Here is an 18658-nt window from a genome sequence, read left to right on the forward strand (position 1 = left end):
AGTTTAATTTTCTAATTCATTCAGTTCCATTATTTTGATCACTTTACGAGAGCGCAAATAGCTTTGAATGATGTGTCTGGCATCACGATTATCTTCCATCGGTGTGATGATGCGTTCTAAAATATCCAGATTGTTCAGCTGGTGATTCAGGTTGTAATAGCCAAAACCTTTAAAAATTCCATTTTCAATTAAAACAGCGCTGCGTTCCTCTTTACTAGGACCACGATCTATGATGATGAAGTTTTTATTTTCAAACGTATGTTTTTTAATGAAAGTTTCAACACGTTCATTATAAGTTTCAGGCGATTCTTCACCAATGCAAGCTCCGTTGCAGGTTTTAATAGTATAGTTAAAACAATTACCGTCAGTCTGATGCAAACCGGTTTTGCTTTGGCACAAATTATACTCTTCAAGCATTCGTGCTAAATATGCTTTCCCAGAAGGAATCGTTGCAAAAGTTATAATGCTGGGCTTGGTGCTGTCTGCTTTTTCTACGCGAAGGTTTAGATAGCCAGCTTCATCTGTAAAACTCACCAGTTGTGCTTTATATTTCACACGTCTTAAGGCTCGGTTGTGTTTAGGCCTGATCTTTTTTATTTCTTCATTCTCTTTGAGAAGAGCAACGAGTTCGCTTCCGGTCTCGTCATAACTCACCGCTTCGACTTCTTCTTGTATTTGTTTTGACTTTCTGTTATCGCTTGTAAAATGCTGATTTAAACGTTTTTTAATGTTTCGGCTTTTGCCAATATAAATTACGCTTCCGTTAGCATTGTGCATATAGTAAACTCCCGTGACGCTTGGTGTTTCGGTAATAAGATCCCGTAGTTTAGTGTCTATTTGTTTTTTAGGATTGAGCTTTATAGACTCTTGAATGATGGTTTTTTTAGTGTCTTTTGCCAGTAATAATTTAAACAGCTTTACTGTAGCTAAAGCATCACCGTTGGCTCTGTGACGGTCTGTAATAGGGATTCCTAAGTTTCTGACTAACTTGCCCAAACTGTAGCTGTTTTGACCGGGAAGTAACTCCTGGGCAAGCTCTACAGTACACAAGCTTTTTCGCTGGTAATCATAACCTAATCTGTCAAATTCTAATTGTAAAATTCGGTAATCAAACTGGGCGTTATGCGCAACAATAATACAATCTGTCGTGATCTCGATAATGCGTTTAGCAACCTCATAAAACTTAGGCGCATTGCGCAGCATTTGATTGTTGATGCCGGTAAGTCCAACTACAAAAGCTTGTATAGGACGCTCGGGATTTACAAGACTTATAAATTGATCTACAACTTCATGGCCGTCATATTTGTAGATAGCAACCTCGGTAATTCCCTCTTCATTATATTTTCCTCCTGTAGTTTCTAAATCGAGTATTGCGTACATAAAATGTTTGAAATCTTATATTCTATAGATTGAGTGAGCATCTAATTGTCGTAATTGCGAGCACCAAAAATAGCACTTCCCACACGAACCATTGTGCTGCCGTGTTTTAAAGCAATAGGATAATCACCGCTCATCCCCATAGAAAGCACTTTAAAATCATACTGGTCTTTAAAGGTATTGTAAATTTTTTCAAGTTGAGAAAACTCACGGCTTATTTGTGTCTCATCGTCTACAAATGACGCCATACCCATAAGGCCTACAACGCGAACATTTGGATAATTATTAGCCGTATTTTGTTCTAAAAAGTCTTTAGCATTTTCAGGAGGCATACCGAATTTACTATCTTCTTCGGCGATTTTAACCTGAAGCAGCACATCAATAATTCGATCATTTTTTTTAGCCTCTTTATTGATTTCTTTAAAAAGTTTTAAGCGGTCTGCACTATGAATCAAACTCACGTATGGAGCCATATACTTAACCTTATTGGTTTGTACATGACCTATCATGTGCCATTGGATATCTTTAGGAAGTGACTCCCATTTATCGGTCATTTCCTGAATTTTGTTTTCACCAAAAACACGTTGACCTGCAGCATAAGCTTCTTCAAGATCCTCGTTGGGTTTTGTTTTTGAAACAGCCACCAGCGTTACCTCTTCAGGGAGAGATGCTTTAAACTGCTTTACATTTTGAGTTATTTCAGACATAGATAGAATTAATCGATAATTGAAATTTTAATGCTTTACAAACCATAAACTTCAATGGAACTTTTGATCGTTTGGTATCGCTTTGTCGTAAAGTTAAGTATTTGTAATGGTCTAGAATAGCTAGAGAAACTCATAAATGGTAACACCACTGCGTAATTTAGGTTGAATGAATGTTGATTTTGGTGGCATTGTTAAACCTTCGTTTGATATGTCTTTGATTTGCTGTGAAGTAGCCGGAAACAAACCAAAGGCAACTGCAAATTTTTGTTGATCTACTTTTTCTTTTATGCTAAGCATATCGTTTTTGCCTTTTCCGTATGCGAGGCGTTTGTCTTCTCGTGGATTTTCAATCTGCAACATAGGTTTTAAAACCAATTCATAAAGAATTTGAGCATCCAGACTTTCTAAAGCGTTTGTAAAGTTTTGGTACTGTTTGCGCAATTCAAGTGTGTAAAAATTTCCAGCGAGATACATACTAAAATGATGCAAAGCGGTCGGCTGAATAAACTCTTCCCCGCGGTTTTCAATTTTAAATATCGAATCTAATTGGATTAAAAATTCATCACTATCCATACCGCAAAGGTCTGTGATCATTCTACTGAACGCGTGTACGCGCAAATGTGATTCGGGTATGATGTAACTCATAAAATAATTATGAGCGGTGCTTTCGGTATTTTGTTCATTTAAATCATCAGCAAGCAATGCCGATGAACTGGAACGATGATGCCCGTCTGCAATGTACAGCTCAGGCATTTCAGCGTATAGATGTTCAATTTTCTCAACCAACCATTTATCACAAACCGGCCACAAATAATGTGTATCACGATAGGTGGTGGTAAATTCATATTCAGATCGCTCCTGCATAACAAGCTCGCAAATTTTACTCAACTCATCAGAATCAGGATGCGTAAGTAAAACCGGCTCCGCATTAAACCCCGTAGTTTTTAAATATTCTTTAAAAACTTCCTCTCGTTGTTTGATCGTATTTTCATGACGCTTGATGTGGTTATTTTGATAATCTGCAACGCTAGCAGCAGCTATAATGCCTACAAATGCTTCAGCATCGCGGTTTACAATTTTATAAACATAAAACGAAGCTTGATTTTCTTCAATAAAAATACCTTCTTCTTTAAATTCCAAATAGCGGTTGCGTACCAATTTAAACCGCTCTTCGCCACTAATTACCTTATGGTATTTGTAACCGGGATTTACAATATGTAAAAACGAATAGGGATTGTTTTCCAACCGTGCTTTACGTTCAGATTTGGTATAGGTATCGTAAGAACGAGACGCAATTAGACTTACTTTATCTCGGGTAGGACGTACAGCTTTAAATGGAATTATTTTGGGCATTCAATCTTCATTTTTTCAATTGAGTTCAAATGTGGGTATTATTTTAGGATAGAGCTAAGCTCATCTTAGATTCTATAATTTTCTTCCTTAACTTAACAAGATTCTCTTCCAGTAAGGATTAGGCCAAACTAAATCGGGTTCTGCTAAGTCAACACAGTGTTAAGAAGTGAATTGAGCTGCAACAGTTTCGGCTTTTCTACTCTCGCTGTAATCGTAAAAACCTTCTCCAGATTTGACACCCATTTTACCGGCACGCACCATATTCACAAGCAACGGGCAAGGAGCATATTTAGGATTTTTAAACCCTTCATACATCACTTCGAGAATAGCAAGACATACATCCAGGCCAATAAAATCAGCTAATTGTAAAGGTCCCATAGGATGAGCCATTCCCAGTTTCATAACGGTATCGATCTCAGCAACGCCGGCAACACCATTGTATAAAGTTTCAACCGCTTCATTAAGCATCGGCATCAGAATACGATTGGCCACAAACCCGGGGTAATCATTTACCGGAACCGGAGTTTTACCCAATTGTTCTGATAATTTTGTAATGGTTTCTAAAGTAGCTTTTGAGGTGCTATACCCGCTAATAATTTCAACCAATTTCATTATCGGCACCGGATTCATAAAATGCATCCCGATAACTTGATCAGGGCGTTTTGTGGCTGCGGCAATCTGTGTTATAGAAATAGAAGAAGTATTACTAGCTAGTATGGCATTTGACTTGCAAAACTCTTCAAGATTTTTGAAGATATCCAGTTTGATTTTGAGGTTTTCGCTTGCTGCCTCAACAACGAGATCTGCCTGAGCAACGCCTTCTTTTAAATCGGTTAATAGCTTTATATTGAGTAGGGTTTCGGTTTTCTGAGCTTCAGAGAGAATTTCTTTGGCTACCTGACGATCTAGATTTTTAGTGATCGTAGCAACCCCTTTTTTGAGAGAAGTGTCATTTATATCAATAAGATTGACTTTAAATCCGTTTTGAGCAAAGGTATGCGCAATACCATTGCCCATTGTTCCTGCACCTATTACAGCTATATTTTTCATAAAAGAAATTATAAGCGAATATTGAATAGAATTTACAATATGCTATATTTTAGAATGTTTTATTTGAATTTCCTCTTAAAAATAGAAAGAGGATTAGCGTAAATTTACGAATTTTTCAACGCTCCAGGCTTCGGGTTTTGCGTTAAAAAGGAGTTTAGTCTTCGCCCATGTGGTCTTAAATAAAAGGCTGTTTCGGTAGGTTTCTAAAGCTTTAGCATCTTTCCAGTAACTGTGTGTAAAGAAAATACCGGTCTCTTTTTCGCCCTGCAATAATTCTAAAAATTCACAGCCTTCAAAAGCGCGAATCTGTTCTTTAACTTCGTCAAAAAGATTTAAAAAATAAGCTATTTCTTCAGGTTTGAACTCCATTTTTACCAGACGTACAATCATAATTTTAGGCTTCTTATTTATTCAAAAGTGATACTTACGGTATCGCGATAATCCAAACCAAAAAGGGTAGAAGCACTTCCCACAGTGCTGGGGTTACTTTTATAAATGGCGAGTTCCAAATAACCCGAAGAGTTGAAAAGAGCTATTTTTTTTCCGTCTTCTTCTCGCTTTGTTTTTTCGATATCAAAATTGATCGCATCACTGTACCGCTCATGAATTTTTTTAAAATGTGCGCGTCTTGCCTGTATGATAAAAGTGCGCCCTTTTCCCACATCATCAAAAAGACGACGGGTGATATTTGTGATCACATTTCCGTAGTTATCAACATAAATCACATTACCTATAATTTGTTTCTGATCGCTGTTAATTACCGGCATAATCCCCGTAATTGCCTTGATTTCTTTAATAGGCTTACCAATAACGCCTAAAGTACCGCCACGAGCGATATGGCACGCGACCTGAACAAAAACATCAAGCTCTGTAAAGTTGGTTTTTATGCGGTCGTGAATATTGATTTCAACAAGCTCCTCAGGAACAATAGTGCGGGTGATCATAGACATAATCCCATTGTTGGCACAAACAAAATAATGTCCTTCAACTTTAACTGCAATATGTTTGTTTTCAGGGTTTTGCTCAGAATCTATACCAATAACATGTACGGTTCCTTTGGGGAAATTACGATAGGCATTCTGTATGATATATGCAGCCTCAGTAATGTGAAAAGGAGACACATTATGCGAGATATCAACAATTTTGGCATCAGCCATTTCGCTGTAAATAGCGCCTTTAACCGCACCGGCAAAATGGTCTTTTAAGCCGAAATCAGTGGTTAATGTTATAATAGGCATAGGCGGTTTTGTTGATATTTTTAAGGGGGATAGTTCGTAAATTTAATTACATTTGTTAAGCACAAAACTAAAGATAATTAACTAGTTTTTTTATAAAATTCTTCCGCTTTTGAACGAACTTATCATCGAACTTTCAGAGATCACGCCAAGGGAATTCTTTGGTCAAAATAATAGTAATATTGAACTTCTTAAGAAGTACTTTCCAAAATTAAAATTGGTCGCCAGGGGCAATCATATAAAAGCCTATGGAGATGAGGATCTTTTGGAAGAGTTTGATAAACGCATCACAATGCTGTTGGAACATTTTGTTAAATATAATAAGCTTGATGAGAATACAATTGAGCGTGTTTTAACCAGCGAAAGCAGGGCAGATTATGAGACTTCTCCAGAAAGTGGTGAGATTTTGGTACATGGTGTTGGGGGGAAGCTCATCAAGGCACAGACCGCAAACCAGCGTAAAATGGTAGATCTGGCTCGCAAAAACGATATGGTTTTTGCAATTGGTCCTGCGGGTACTGGTAAGACCTACACAGGAGTAGCACTCGCGGTAAAAGCACTGAAAGAAAAACAGGTTAAACGCATCATTCTTACCAGACCAGCAGTAGAAGCAGGTGAGAACCTGGGTTTTTTACCTGGAGATTTAAAAGAAAAGCTAGATCCGTATATGCAGCCGTTGTACGATGCATTGCGCGATATGATTCCGCACGAAAAGCTGGAGAGTTTTATAGAAAAAGGAGTCATACAGATTGCTCCTATGGCATTTATGCGTGGCCGTACTTTAGATAATGCTTTTGTGATTCTTGATGAAGCTCAAAACACTACTCACGCACAAATGAAGATGTTTTTAACCCGTATGGGTAAACATGCCAAATTCTTGATTACAGGTGATCCGGGGCAAATAGATTTGCCGCGCCGCGTGATAAGTGGTCTTAAAGAGGCGCTTCTGGTGCTTAAAGATGTAAAAGGAGTGGGTATGATTTATCTGGATGATAAAGATGTTATACGTCACAAACTGGTTAAAGAGGTTATTGCTGCTTATAAAGCGATTGAAAACAGAGATTAAAATTCAGAATATAGATGTCAAATAAAACCATCACAGATACAAACTACAACTTTCCGGGACAAACTCATGTTTACAAAGGAAAAGTACGTGAAGTTTACAGTCTTCAAAATGATTTACTGGTGATGATTGCAACAGATCGCTTGAGTGCGTTTGATGTGGTGATGCCTAAAGGAATTCCTTATAAAGGTCAAATCTTAAATCAAATCGCGACAAAAATGATGCGGGATACTGAAGATCTAGTACCCAACTGGCTTGAGGCTACTCCAGACCCTAATGTTGCGGTAGGTAAGAAATGTGATCCTTTTAAGGTTGAAATGGTTATACGTGGTTATATGAGCGGGCACGCTGCTCGGGAATATAAAGCCGGAAAACGTACGCTTTGTGGTGTTGCTATGCCTGAAGGTATGCAGGAGAACGACAAGTTTCCTACACCGATTATAACCCCGGCAACTAAAGCCGAAATGGGAGATCACGATGAGGATATTTCTAAAGAGGATATTCTTAAAAAAGGAATCGTTTCTGCTGAAGACTATGCTGTTTTAGAGGATTACACGCATAAATTATTTCAGCGTGGAACCGAGATTGCTGCAGAGCGCGGACTCATTTTAGTGGATACTAAATATGAATTTGGAAAAACTGCAGATGGTAAAATTGTATTGATCGATGAGATTCATACGCCAGACTCTTCTCGCTATTTTTATGCTGCTGGTTATGAAGAACGTCAACAAAAGGGAGAGGCGCAGAAACAATTATCTAAAGAGTTTGTACGCCAGTGGTTAATCAGTAATGGGTTTCAAGGTCTAGAGGGGCAAACGCTTCCCGAGATGACTGATGAATATATAGAAAGTGTTTCTGAACGCTACATAGAGTTGTATGAGAATATTACAGGAGAACAGTTTGTAAAAGCTGATCTTGATGCAATTGACAAACGTATAGAAAACAATGTTCTAGACTTTCTTAACAGATAAGTTTCAACACTGAATCATAATTTAAAAAACCGAAAAGTTCAATAGTTACCTTTTCGGTTTTTTTATTTTTAAAATATGGAACGATTAAATCACTGGATTGCAGAAGCTGCTTCATTTGTATGGGGGTTGCCACTTTTGATATTACTTATTGGTGGCGGTTTGTATCTTTTGGTTTATTCGCGTTTTCTTCCTTTTAAATATTTTGGTCACGCGATAAAGGTACTTCGCGGTAAATACGACAATCCTGATGATCCCGGAGAAATAAATCATTTTCAGGCATTAATGACCGCATTATCATCTACTGTAGGTATGGGGAATATTGCCGGTGTTGCGGTGGCGATAGCTGTAGGTGGTCCCGGTGCAGTTTTCTGGATGTGGGTGAGTGCGATAGTAGGGATGAGTACTAAATTTTTCACCTGTACACTCGCTATTCTATACCGCGGGAAGGATGATTCTGGCGCGATACAAGGCGGACCTATGTATTTTATTACTGAAGGTCTGGGCAAAGCCTGGAAACCACTTGCAGCATTTTTTAGTATTGCGGGTCTGGTAGGAGCGTTACCGGTTTTTAATGTGAATCAACTCACGCAAGCTATAAATGATATTCTATTAGTTCCTAACGGAATTGCAAAAGACTTTTCTACAGATTTAACCATAGGTATTGTTCTCGCCATTATTGCAGGAATTGTAATTCTGGGAGGCCTCAACCGCATCAGTAAAACTGCTGCTAAGATTGTTCCGGGGATGGTAGTATTATACTTTTTAGCGGTGCTTGTAATTCTGTTTATCAATGCTTCAGAAGTGCCCAGATATTTTCAACTGATTTTTACGGATGCTTTTGCAGCAAATAATTATACCGGTGATCCAATGCTGGGAGGTATTTTGGGAGCTTTGATTATTTTAGGAATTCGCAGAGGAGCATTTTCTAACGAAGCCGGTATAGGAACAGCACCTATGGCTCACGGTGCTGCAAAAACTGAAGAGCCTATTCGAGAAGGTCTCGTTGCAATGTTGGGTCCCTTTATAGATACCATTATTGTCTGTACGCTGACGGCTTTGAGTATTCTGGTAACCGGAGTTTGGCAAAGCAGTGATGCTAATGGAGTAAGTCTTACCGCAAAAGCTTTTTCTGACGCGATGCCGGGATTTGGCTCTTATGTATTGTTGCTGTGTATTGCGGTTTTCAGCATCAGTTCTTTGTTTTCTTATTCGTATTACGGTACAAAGTGCTTATCATTTTTAGTGGGTACCCGCTATAAGCACACCTATAATTATTTTTATATAGGCAGTATTTTGATAGGTGCAACCACTTCACTGAGTTTGATGATCAATCTGATCGACACCTTTTTTGCACTTATGGCGATTCCCACGATGCTTGCAACCTTGATTTTAGCTCCCAAAGTAATGGCAAAGGCAAGAGTCTACTTTAAGGGCATCAAAAACTTATAAAACCTTAATGCCGCTTTCAACATGTTTTACAAGTAATAGATTGCTTTTTGCTAAAATTTGTGCCTTAAATCTAGCTTAAATAATTGCTTTCAATTTAAAAACTGAAGTATTTAAATCTCGACTATCGAGCAAAAACCCTATAAAATACGCAAACGAGTATTAGCTAGCTTGCTAATTGAAAATGATCGTATTGAGGTTATGAAAATCAAACGTTTACGCTTCAAAATGATTTGAAGCACCAACTCAACGAGGCTAAACATGGAGAGGAAGCTTTGCAAATACTGCGCGATAAAAGCAAACTGCCAGACATCATTCTTCTGGGTTTAAATATGCTTAATATAAACGGTATAGAGTTTTTGAAAATTCTTGAAAATGATTCTGTATTAAAATACATACCTACCTACGGTAATTCTAACGACTTCTAATAATCATAATGATGTAAAGAAATGTTATGAGACAGGCATTACAGGATATATACTAAACAGATAGAAACAGCAAATCCGGAAATATATAAACGAATTATTGTCAGAGAACGCGAAGCGCAAAAAACCGCAGAATCTATTCTTGAAGAAAAATCTTCTGAACTCTACACGTTATCTAACGAATTACAAAAATCTAGCGAGCGACATCAGTCATTAAGCTACCAGAAAAATTCTGAATTAGAGGGCTTATTTGAGAATCTAGTTGATGTTTACTGATTTAGAGGAGTATGTTCTTAAAATGAATGGTGTTGCAGTTTGTTTAATGGGCGGGTTACGACTTTCTTTACCTAAAGGTGGATAACAACACGTTGCTGTTGCAGCGGAAGACATCCTAAGAGCTATTACCTCCGAAGAAAAAAAAGCAAAGATCATTCAAGAACAACAGCGGCAGCTCTTGATCAATTAGTGGGTTGTTTTTTGTTAGTTAGAAGGTAGCCTTTGGGAGAGCGCTGCCTTTTTTTGTATCAACTGAGAAAATTTCAGTACATTTCTGTTTTAGTGGTTTTTATTAATCCGTTCAAATTTTAATTTGATCAAGTTATAAGAAACCTTGTTGAGTAAACCTCAAACTATCATAATCTCGATTATAGATTGAATAAACACGTTTTACAAATCATTTGTGTTGCGGGCTTTTTGAGCCTCAACTGTTGTAAATCATATTTTGATAAACAAGCGACCATGCAATCAGCTGCAATCCCTTTTTCTGAAAATTTTGATTCTCAAACCGATTTTGATCAACTCTGGAAAGATGATTCATTCAACAGTCCAAGATCGTATTCCATTGAAAACAATCACTTAAAAATCACAACCCGTGCAGCTCGTAACGACCGGGTGAAAGCGCATACACGTCGCAAAGATTTTGGTGTAGGCACGTATTCCTGGCGTATATTTGTACCGGTTTTTGAAGAAAACGCGCGGTGTAGTATAGGAGCCTTCTTATACCATAGTGGCAAACCCGCTTATGAATTTGACTTCGAGATAGGCTCAGGAAAGCCTCAACTACGCGATGAGCTGCATGCGCAACCTGATGATGCAGTGGTTTATTGTACTTCGCAAAGCCATCCGTTTGCTTCTGAAGAATTTAAAGTGAAAATGGACAAATGGTCAGATTTCAAAATAACCTTGAGCGATGTAGGAGGAAGGTATTTGATCAAGTGGTTTATAAATAACCAACTCGTAAAAACCTTACAAACCGATGTGAAAACTAAAGTGAAATTTTCTGCTTATTGCAGTTTGGAGAACCTCTCTTTTATGGGTACAAAATGGCCCACGCAAGAACATTATGTGTTATTTGATAGATTTACTTTTCAGCAGTAATATTACGGTGTTCTCAAGATTTTTTCCGTTTTTTTGCTTTTAGCTAATTCATCAACAAGCTAGTCTAAATACCGTACTTTTTGAGTCCATGCGTTTTCTAGTTCTTCTACACGATAGCCATAAATAACTCCTTTTATTAGTTGAGCATTTGGGTTTAAAGTCGCTTTACTGAAGAATTTTTCGAAGCTTACTTGCTGCTCTATCAAAGTTTGAAGTGTGGTTTCATCAAAACCGGTGAGCATTCTATAACTTGATGCAATTCTGTTTGAGTTCTGCCTTTTTGCGCTACGTTACTTACATAATGCGGGTAAACCGAAGAAAAGATCATCGTTGCAATACGCTGATTATGTTCTGGAATGGTCTTCATTTTAGGAATGTTTTTTTATCTCAAATCATTTTAAAATTCAGCCTTTTAGAAGAAATTTTGTTTTGTTCATCAACATAAAAAAGCCCTTTAGAGTTTAACTAGAGGGCTTAGTTTTTTTATTAGAAATGATGTAAAAACTATTGTCCGGTGCCTGTCATGTTACTTTCGGCAACTTCTTCTTGTATGGCTTTATCTATTCTCCCTGCAAGATACATATGATCTGTAGCTGAGTTTTTACGCAAAACATTCGTCATTAAACAGACAATATATTTAGGTCCCCCATTAGGATGTTCAACAATTATTACAGAGTTCATATAGTTGAATACATTGCCGGCATAATCCCCGCAAGCACCTTTACTTTTATCACATTTGTAAAAACTTCCGCTTTTAAAATATACAGCAGCAGAATCTAATTCATGGGAATAGGCATAGCGAATACGACGCTCTGTCTGATACATAATGCGTTTCATTTCTACACTAGAAAGCGAGTCAATGGCTTTACCTTGCTCCAAATTTATTAAGAATTTCATCAAACCTTTTGGAGAACCGATGCTCCCCCCCATTCTGCCTACATAGCGTTCACCACCGTTGGTGAAAAACCCGCCCAGACGCCATTCATCTTCAGTGATTCCCATTTTACGCAAGGGTTCATTTACAACCTCATTGGCAAGTCTGGTAACTTCACCTCGGTCTGTGTCTTTAAACCATTGCATAGCCTCTTCATCAGTCAGGTTAAAGTACTTTTCACCAAAAACTTTCAGCAATAAAGCTTCTCTATAAACTACACTAGCAGCTCCGTTATTACTCACAGCAACCATATGATCTATCCATTCAAAAAGGCTAAAAACGTCGTCTTCACGAGCCGTTCTACGTGATAATTTATCTTGCTGGATATCATAGAGTGGGATGGTGTGATGATCATAAACTGCAAAAGGTCCACCTTTTACACGTTTATATTTCAGTAGATTGATTCGAGCTCCCCAATCTTCTGGGCATAATTTTTCAAGCTGATCAAACATTGCGATTAGAATGGCAAGTTTACCAACACTCCCGGGTTGATATCCACGTGTTTCATTACGCGCTGCATATTTCAGATTGGTAGAGTCGGTCATATCCAATACAGAAATTGAGTAACTCTGATCCAGACCATAAAACAAGCCGCCAATTTTTTTCTGAAAGTCCGGATCTTCCTGCATATAAGCAATAGCGCTATCCGCTTTATTGGTCAAATTCAGTTTAATATCGTCCATAGACAAATAAGCACCGGCCGGAATACGGGTGTATTTGATACTGTCTTTTACAATTTTTTGCAAATAAGCGAGTCGGTCAATGCCGGTGCGCTCATAGCCATCAATAGGGTAGAAGCTATTAGGAACCGAAAATGCAAGCGCAAGCAGGATTACCGGTATGAGGAGCAGGATTTTTTTCATAGTTTTTCTTTAAATTTTTTATTGGCACCGTCAAAGGGTTCAAACCCCCGAGGTAGTTTACTCTAAAATATGCTGTGCTATTAAAATGGAATAGAAAATCTTTTTAGAGTTTTGTATCCATTTCAATATACTCATCGGGATTACTTCTAGGTGAAATCGAATCGAGATAGCCGTTACTCAGCGCATTTTTATTTTCAACAAAAGGTCTAATCTGAAACAACCAGATTTTATCATCCTGAAAACCTAACTCTACGTCGTAAGCACCATCAGGATTGGTATGGGTTTCTTGGGGTATCTTAGTACGAATTTCCTGAGCTACTTCTCGCAAACTCTGAATATTTTGTTCACTTAAAATAGTTGATTCAAAAGTGGTACTGTAAGCTTTAGTTCCACCACTTTCCGGAAGTCTGATATAATCCGGTTGACGGGCAGGAGCAAGCAACCTGTTTCCGCTTGCGGTAATCAATCTGGTTTCTGCAGCCTGACCATCTACGGCGCCACCGGCACCACGGCTAAAGGCAACGGTAAGATCGTCGTCAGTTCCTTCATTGATACCTTTTGTGATCATTACACCACTGTATGCTACATCTACACTAGGAATCACTAAAATTGATGGGAAAACATTCTCCGGATTTGATAAATAAACCTGACGCCATTTAAAACTACGCTCAGTATATGGCGAAGCCCAAACTTTTTTGATTCCGTCTACTATTTTTTGTTCTTCAACAACGTTGAATAAGGTAAGGTTTAGACCGGCACCGGTAAATTCTTTAAGATCTTCCATATTGGTGTCACTACGCAAGAATACAGGTGCTTGCCCCATAGGCTTCCCAAAAATAGAACTGAACGAACTGCGTAGCTCGCTAATGAACTGTGGCTTTAGCTGCATTCTGTTGATCGCATCGCGTAATGTCGCTAGTTTTTTAAACTGAAAATCTTCTACTTGTGCTTCGGCTGTGCCGTTATTACGCATGGCTTCTGCGGAAGCAAACATTTCAGTTAAGAATTCCCAGTAGCTTTTATTTTGTCCCGGCATGGGCAAATCCATATGATCTTTAAAAATCCCAAACGGAATCACCAAACCTTCAACTACCTGTTCCGGAAACATTTTCTTCAGCTGGCCGAGATTAGCCGCTTTAGGACCTGCAAGAATACCACTTGCCGAAGCATCAATATCACGCATATTGAGAATGCTCTTTTTGTCAAGCCTTATTTTTTCAATAGGTACGGCGATTTTTTCACTGTTACGTTCTGTGACTGAAAATAAATCTTTTTCTTCCGCAGACATGTTATCTGCTGGTTTTATGATCACGGTTCCCTTATTAGAAACCGCATAAAAAACAGTTTTACCGTTATAGGCCTCAAGATCTTCTAGGTTAGAATCTATAAGCGCAGCATTAGGAATCCCTAAGTTTCTAGCCAATAACTGAACGTGAGAAACCAGGTTTCCTTCATCTACCGTAGCGATTCCTGCAACGGGTTTTAGATCAGAAGGTGGACGCTTAAATATGTAAATCTTATTATTTGAAACTTCTATCCCATCAGGATTACCGGGAACAACTACCAATTCACCCATCGCATAACCGGGATTTAAGCCGTGAATGGCGCTTTGGTCTGCAATATCCATCACATCGTTTTCCAGATTAGATTTGTTGTTTATAAAATCTCCCAACTCACTTACTGTTTTTCCTAAAGGAAGCGCTACAGATGAGCGCACGCGATCATCTATAAATCCTGTGGCAAGCGGCTCAAAAGCGGTATATTTTTCAACTACGTCATCATAAGTAGCTTTTGCCATAGCAGCACTCCATTGTACAGCACTACGTGAAGTATTATGAATCGTATTGAGTTCGGCTAGTGAAACGTTAGTGTAATTAATAGGTGCAATAATACCTTCAATTTCTTCCCATTCCCAGACTTCCAGAAGTCCGGTTCCTGCAGTAGCATAACTTAAATGATATACTTTATCCAGAAGTTCTTTAAGTGTTTCAGGCTCCCAATCTCCAGATTTTTTCAGGAGCATTTCTTCGAGTTTAAGTGAAACATCAAGTAATGTTAATCGGTCTTGAGCGCGTTGTATTTGAGTAATCTGCGTACGAATGTTACACAGCATATCGCTGATTTCAGGAATAATAGAATATGCCGGTGTATTGTTGTCAAATTTTGTGGTAAACGCTATTACTTGATTTTTTACATCAAGGTCACTTTTGATACCAGAAACTTGAGCATTCAATTTTTCTAAATTGATAGGGGCGTAATATTCAGTAAGTGTTTCTAGTAAATTTTTAAACTCCGTTTTTAATTCCGGTGTAAGTTCATCATCATATTCTTCTCTAAAATTTTGAACTAAAGCGACATCGCTCACATCTGGCTGACCGTGAATTTTAACACGTACATCCATAAATTTAGGGAACTCTTCTGCGATCACTTTAGATTCACTACGCATACGTTGCGCAATATTATCGTCACCTGCATGAGGTATATCTTTGAGCGCTTGTCTTATCAAATAGTAATTAGCTTCTAGTCGTTTATCGTCTTTCAACAACCAGTTGAAAAAAGCAATCCCCCAGGCTTCTTCATCTTCAGATTGTATTGCACCGCGGTAATACTGTGCCTTTTCTAAAATCCAGCCGTTGTCAACGCTTTTTAGATAATTTCCTAGTTGGTATTGCTTCAACCTGCTATGATCGCTGGCAGCGTCCCAAAACTTCGTATTATCTGCAGCTGCCAGAATCTCACCGAAGTAGAGATTATTACGGTCTGCAAGATTTTCAGTTAGTTCTTTGTAACTCGCGTGCTGAATACCGTCTATCCCTTCGGGGCATGGATCTTTTGGCTCACGAACAGTTCCATCTTCACAAAACCAGCGAATTCGTAAGTAAGGTCCTCGAGGATCATTCTTAAAATCTTTGATGGTCTGTTTTATATTCTGAGGCGTAAATTCTTGAGCACTTAGGGTGGCGCCCGTGAGAAGCATTACAAGTAGGCTTAAGCGTAGTGTTGCTGGCATAAAAGGTTGTTTGTCACAAAAATAGGTGTAGAGGATGTTAATAGACTTATAAAAAAGGCTATGATTTTCTTAAATATTAAGGTTTGGAGTAAAATTTAAAGTTTGTATAAATCAAAAAAGTCCGCTACACTAACGGACTTTTAGATATACTGTAAGTTAATCTCTCAATTCAAGTTTATTGAGCTCTTTATAGTTGCGTTTTAAACGCTTTAATAAGATTCCATAGAGCAATTTATAAAATAGCCAAAGTAAGAATAGAAAAACAACAAGCCCTCCTATAATTAAAGCTATAAATGCCAGTGGTAAAGTTTGAGAACCATCTGGGGCAGTAACCATTACTTTCTCAAAATCTGGATCAAAAAAGAGCATTGCAAAAAAGACTACTAATCCAATAACAAACATCAATATAAGATTATACGCCACATAAAAATTGACTGTTCTACGCACCTTAAGGATACGATTCATCAAATGTCTGGTATTGTCTGTAGTTTGAACCTCTTTATAATTTTTATAGAAGAGATATATAAAGAAGCCTAAAACTGCATATTGAAGCAGCAGCGTTATGATTTCAAATTCAAATAAGTGAATTTTCTGGAGTGATTCCCAAGTATCTTTGTTTGTTGTTAAAATATTTATCGCCGTCCATAAAATAAATTCAAAAATAGATACATATAAAATCCACTTCATCAATGATGAGGAGCGTTTGTGTATCATTTTATAGATAGCATCGCCGCTAACCTTAGGAAGGTCTGCCTCCTGGCGCTTCCAGTCTTTTTTTAAAAATTCAAGTTCATCCATCTGCTGCTACACATTTAATAAGTCTTTCAACTTTCCTTTTACCCGGTTCATTTTTACCCTGGCATTAACTTCTGTAATACCTAAAGTTTCTGATATCTCGCTATAGGGTTTGTCTTCGAGATATAAAAACACCAGTGCCTTATCAATATCGTTGAGTTGTCTAATCGCTTTGTACATTAACTTAAGTTGTTCTTCAACAGTGTTGTCGTATTCTGTACTGACAATTTTAAACATCACACTCTCATAATCCTGCGTTTTGATACTACGCTTAGATTTACGGTAGAGCGTAATCGCCGTATTGAGCGCCACACGATACATCCAGGTTGTAAACTTAGAGTCTCCTCTAAATTTTGGATATGCTTTAAATAATTGAATGGTTATTTCTTGAAACAAATCATTGTGCGACTCCTGGTCATGAGTATATAACCGGCAGATCTTATGCACTATATTCTGATTCGCTTCTAGCTGGGTTACAAATTGTTTTTCAAGTTGCGGATCCAAATAATTAATTGTTAGTTACCTATTTGTACATAAAGGAGGTAATATGTTACAGCTAACGCTAAAATAATGATAAACATGGAGCGTTTTGCCGGCTGTACTTTAACTTTGTTACAAATAATTAATCATGAATATCCCTGATACTAAAGAACCCCGAATCGTCATAATCGGTGGGGGTTTCGGCGGAATGAATCTCATTAAAAACCTCAAAAAAACCGGCTATCAAGTAGTACTTCTAGACAAGAGGAATTTTCACACGTTTCAACCATTATTATACCAGGTTTCAACCTCGGGTCTGGAGCCGGAATCTATAGCTTATCCGCTGAGGAAGATCATCAGGAAACAAAAAAATATGCATTTCCGCCTTGCGGAAGTAAACCGAATAGATACCAATCTTCAAAAGATACGTACCGATATTGGCGATCTGCACTATGATCACTTGGTTATCGCTACAGGGACGCGTACTAATTTCTTCGGAAACAAAACGATTGAAGAAAATGCGGTTTGGATGAAGAGTTTGCCACAGGCGCTCAACATCCGTAGTTTGATGTTTGAGAATCTAGAGAAAGCAAACCGCACGGAAGATCCGGTAAAACGTAAGGAATTATTGCGATTTGTAATTGCAGGTGCCGGCCCAACGGGTGTAGAACTTAGTGGAGCTTTGGCAGAATTAAAATCTAATGTTTTGCAGGCAGATTATCCAGATATGGATATCAGTGAAATTGAAATTCACCTGATTGAAGGAGCTGACCGGGTTTTACCTCCGTTTAGCAAACAGTCTTCTGAGAAAGCGCAGAAATTCTTAGAAGATATGGGGGTAACCATTCACTTAGAAACTTTTGTAGGTAATTACGAGAATAATTTAGTGACTACTAAAGGAGATTTGTCATTCAATACCGCGACTTTTATTTGGTCTGCCGGTGTTACGGGTGCATCTATAGAAGGTTTTGAAGTTACTTCTTTAGTGCCTAAACTCAATCGCTATAAAGTAGATGTTTATAATCGGGTTGCCGGCTTTCAAAATATTTATGCTATAGGAGATATCGCGCTGATGGAAAGTGAAGAATATCCAAAAGGACATCCGCAATTAGCGCAGCCAGCTATTCAACAAGGAAAGAATCTTTCTAAGAATTTTAAAAAGATGTTACGCGGCGAAGAACTGAATCCGTTTAAATATTTTGATAAAGGTTCTATGGCGACTATAGGTCGTAATAAAGCTGTTGTTGATATGGGCAAGATTCATTTCGGTGGATTTTTCGCTTGGTTTATCTGGATGTTTATTCACCTCTGGTTCTTAGTAGGTTTTAGAAACCGAATGGTTACCTTCTTCAACTGGACGTATAGCTATATCAATTACGATAAAGCTGCCAGACTGATTGTAAGACCGTTTAAACAGAATAAAATTATTGCTGAAGAAGATTAGAATATTCAGCATTCACTCGATAATCGAGATCTAAACCTGTCTACCGGCAGGTGCCCCAAGGCTTGCTTTGAAATCAAAAGCTCTTTTCTTTTAATACCTTGTAGGCTTGTTTCAAGATGATTTACATA

16 protein-coding genes and 1 pseudogene are annotated in these 18658 nt (G+C 38.0%); 6 read left to right on the top strand and 11 right to left on the bottom strand.

Annotated features, from left to right (window positions below):
- Positions 1-3: 3 nt before the first annotated feature.
- From BUB91_RS03580 to BUB91_RS03605, 6 genes are all read right to left on the bottom strand, one after another.
- Complete coding sequence (locus BUB91_RS03580; RefSeq protein WP_073097109.1) at positions 4-1380, bottom strand: exonuclease domain-containing protein; 1377 nt, start codon at positions 1378-1380, stop codon at positions 4-6.
- A 41-nt stretch (positions 1381-1421) separates the two neighbouring features.
- On the bottom strand, positions 1422-2084 hold the full coding sequence (locus BUB91_RS03585; RefSeq protein WP_073097113.1) for a YggS family pyridoxal phosphate-dependent enzyme: 663 nt from the start codon (positions 2082-2084) through the stop codon (positions 1422-1424).
- Between the two features lie 120 nt (positions 2085-2204).
- A complete protein-coding gene (locus BUB91_RS03590; protein ID WP_073097117.1) occupies positions 2205-3437 on the bottom strand; it encodes a DUF1015 domain-containing protein in 1233 nt (410 codons plus the stop codon).
- 159 nt (positions 3438-3596) lie between these two features.
- A complete protein-coding gene (locus BUB91_RS03595) occupies positions 3597-4487 on the bottom strand; it encodes a 3-hydroxyacyl-CoA dehydrogenase family protein (protein WP_073097122.1) in 891 nt (296 codons plus the stop codon).
- Between the two features lie 93 nt (positions 4488-4580).
- Positions 4581-4877: a putative quinol monooxygenase gene (locus BUB91_RS03600; RefSeq protein ID WP_073097126.1), complete on the bottom strand. Its 297-nt coding sequence runs from the start codon at positions 4875-4877 to the stop codon at positions 4581-4583.
- A 17-nt stretch (positions 4878-4894) separates the two neighbouring features.
- Positions 4895-5725 carry an SAM hydrolase/SAM-dependent halogenase family protein gene (locus BUB91_RS03605; RefSeq protein WP_073097129.1) on the bottom strand — a complete coding sequence of 277 codons (831 nt, stop codon included), beginning with the start codon at positions 5723-5725 and terminating at the stop codon, positions 4895-4897.
- Between the two features lie 109 nt (positions 5726-5834).
- Here BUB91_RS03605 and BUB91_RS03610 point away from each other — a divergent pair, with 109 nt between their 5' ends.
- The 5 genes from BUB91_RS03610 (at position 5835) to BUB91_RS03630 (ending at position 11004) form a co-directional block, all read left to right on the top strand.
- Complete coding sequence (locus tag BUB91_RS03610) at positions 5835-6788, top strand: PhoH family protein (protein ID WP_073097134.1); 954 nt, start codon at positions 5835-5837, stop codon at positions 6786-6788.
- A 14-nt stretch (positions 6789-6802) separates the two neighbouring features.
- Complete coding sequence (locus tag BUB91_RS03615) at positions 6803-7756, top strand: phosphoribosylaminoimidazolesuccinocarboxamide synthase (protein ID WP_073097137.1); 954 nt, start codon at positions 6803-6805, stop codon at positions 7754-7756.
- Between the two features lie 75 nt (positions 7757-7831).
- A complete protein-coding gene (locus tag BUB91_RS03620; protein WP_073097139.1) occupies positions 7832-9205 on the top strand; it encodes an alanine/glycine:cation symporter family protein in 1374 nt (457 codons plus the stop codon).
- 230 nt (positions 9206-9435) lie between these two features.
- On the top strand, positions 9436-9630 hold the full coding sequence (locus BUB91_RS03625) for a response regulator (RefSeq protein ID WP_073097143.1): 195 nt from the start codon (positions 9436-9438) through the stop codon (positions 9628-9630).
- A gap of 735 nt (positions 9631-10365) precedes the next feature.
- The gene (locus BUB91_RS03630) at positions 10366-11004 is read left to right on the top strand and encodes a hypothetical protein (RefSeq protein WP_073097146.1); all 639 of its coding nucleotides are present in this window, start codon (positions 10366-10368) and stop codon (positions 11002-11004) included.
- Between the two features lie 59 nt (positions 11005-11063).
- On the opposite strand, the pseudogene BUB91_RS21610 reads toward BUB91_RS03630, so the two are convergent.
- The 5 genes and pseudogenes from BUB91_RS21610 to BUB91_RS03655 all read right to left on the bottom strand — a co-directional run bounded on the left by BUB91_RS21610 (position 11064) and on the right by BUB91_RS03655 (position 17110).
- A pseudogene (locus BUB91_RS21610) lies at positions 11064-11371 on the bottom strand (DUF2200 family protein).
- A gap of 137 nt (positions 11372-11508) precedes the next feature.
- On the bottom strand, positions 11509-12801 hold the full coding sequence (locus tag BUB91_RS03640; protein WP_073097149.1) for a serine hydrolase: 1293 nt from the start codon (positions 12799-12801) through the stop codon (positions 11509-11511).
- Positions 12802-12904: 103 nt separating this feature from the next.
- The gene (locus BUB91_RS03645; RefSeq protein ID WP_073097152.1) at positions 12905-15811 is read right to left on the bottom strand and encodes a PEP/pyruvate-binding domain-containing protein; all 2907 of its coding nucleotides are present in this window, start codon (positions 15809-15811) and stop codon (positions 12905-12907) included.
- Between the two features lie 156 nt (positions 15812-15967).
- The gene (locus tag BUB91_RS03650; protein WP_073097154.1) at positions 15968-16609 is read right to left on the bottom strand and encodes a hypothetical protein; all 642 of its coding nucleotides are present in this window, start codon (positions 16607-16609) and stop codon (positions 15968-15970) included.
- Positions 16610-16615: 6 nt separating this feature from the next.
- A complete protein-coding gene (locus BUB91_RS03655; protein ID WP_073097156.1) occupies positions 16616-17110 on the bottom strand; it encodes an RNA polymerase sigma factor in 495 nt (164 codons plus the stop codon).
- A gap of 124 nt (positions 17111-17234) precedes the next feature.
- Between BUB91_RS03655 and BUB91_RS03660 the strand changes: the two genes are divergently transcribed.
- On the top strand, positions 17235-18530 hold the full coding sequence (locus tag BUB91_RS03660; RefSeq protein ID WP_073097159.1) for an NAD(P)/FAD-dependent oxidoreductase: 1296 nt from the start codon (positions 17235-17237) through the stop codon (positions 18528-18530).
- Positions 18531-18658 lie beyond the last annotated feature (128 nt).

The sequence above is a fragment of the Leeuwenhoekiella marinoflava DSM 3653 genome (assembly GCF_900129005.1).
Classification (GTDB): domain Bacteria; phylum Bacteroidota; class Bacteroidia; order Flavobacteriales; family Flavobacteriaceae; genus Leeuwenhoekiella; species Leeuwenhoekiella marinoflava.